General features: G+C 42.6%; 2 protein-coding genes. Both read left to right on the forward strand.

Annotation, left to right across the window (positions count from 1 at the left end; all coding sequences use genetic code 11):
* Nucleotides 1-75 precede the first annotated feature (75 nt).
* Complete coding sequence (locus EAO33_RS08845; RefSeq protein WP_205589546.1) at nt 76-696, forward strand: hypothetical protein; 621 nt, start codon at nt 76-78, stop codon at nt 694-696.
* A gap of 54 nt (nt 697-750) precedes the next feature.
* Nucleotides 751-1,037 (forward strand): hypothetical protein (locus tag EAO33_RS08850; RefSeq protein ID WP_205589547.1); only part of this gene is annotated, 287 nt, incomplete at its 3' end.

Consider the following 1,037-nt stretch of genomic DNA (forward strand, 5'->3'; position numbering starts at 1 on the left):
GTTTCCCCAAACTAAGGGAATGTTATTTAGCTACATTAAAAGCTACTCTCTTTGACTCTCTATCAGCCCTGTTTAATGTTGGTGGCCTTTTTCAATTTTGAGATCATCCAAGAGACAACTAGAAAAATCCCCTCACAAACTGAAATTAAACAAGAATTTTTTGGAGACCCTTCTAAACTTTTGCAGAATGGCGTAGCAGCAATGAATGGAGTGCTAGATTCTGTTGGATTATTGGGGCATTTAGTGCTTTTGATTTTGTCTTCCTTAGTTTGTTTCTACCTTGTCAAGCGCATTCCAGATTTCATAAATGGTATCTTTGGCACAAGCGGGGGTGTGGGAGCAGTTACAGAGATGATACAAAAGATAGGAACAACCATAGGGGGTGCAGTGGTAGGAGGTTCTGCAGTGGTGGCAGCTAATAAGATCACTCAGGCTTACCAGAGTGCAGGGGGAGGATTAGCAGGCGTGAGAGCAGGATTAGGTGCTTTAGCTACAATGGGAGCTACAGGGGGAGTTAGTGCTGTAACTAATAGAGAGTCCATTAGCTCGGGAGTGAAGTTTGGTGTGCATACCATCAAAAGTGCTTTAGGGAGTGGATTTACAGCAGGTAATAATGCAAGTAATCAATACAGCCCCTCAAACAACGCGCCTAATAGCAGCAAAGCAGATGAGAGGATCAAAAAAGAGGGTGAATGAATTATAGCTAAAAAATGCTACAACCAATCTAGCTTTTTTTGAAAAAGGATCGATATGCAACAGATACTGAAACAAGTGCTAAAAAGTACTAGTTTGGCGAGTCTTTTTGTGGTTTGTGCTTATGGTGAGAGTGTGGAATACTATTCTACACACAAGCAAGAACGGGAGAAGACACTCAAGAAATGCGAGGCACTCATCCTAAATGCCATGCAACAAGGCAAGGAATTGAGTAAAGAGCAAAAGAGTATGTGTGGGAATGCAGAACGCGCTCAAGGGTTAGCACGCCGACATGCAGAAGAAGATGTGTATAGAGAGCTCAGGCAGAGAATCAAGGCATGGAG

The organism is Helicobacter labacensis (assembly GCF_003660285.1).
Taxonomy (GTDB): Bacteria; Campylobacterota; Campylobacteria; order Campylobacterales; family Helicobacteraceae; genus Helicobacter; species Helicobacter labacensis.

Excerpts from the sequence above, each read along its gene's own strand:
- EAO33_RS08845 (WP_205589546.1), top strand. The coding sequence starts at position 76 with ATGTTGGTGGCCTTTTTCAATTTTGAGATCATCCAAGAGACAACTAGA.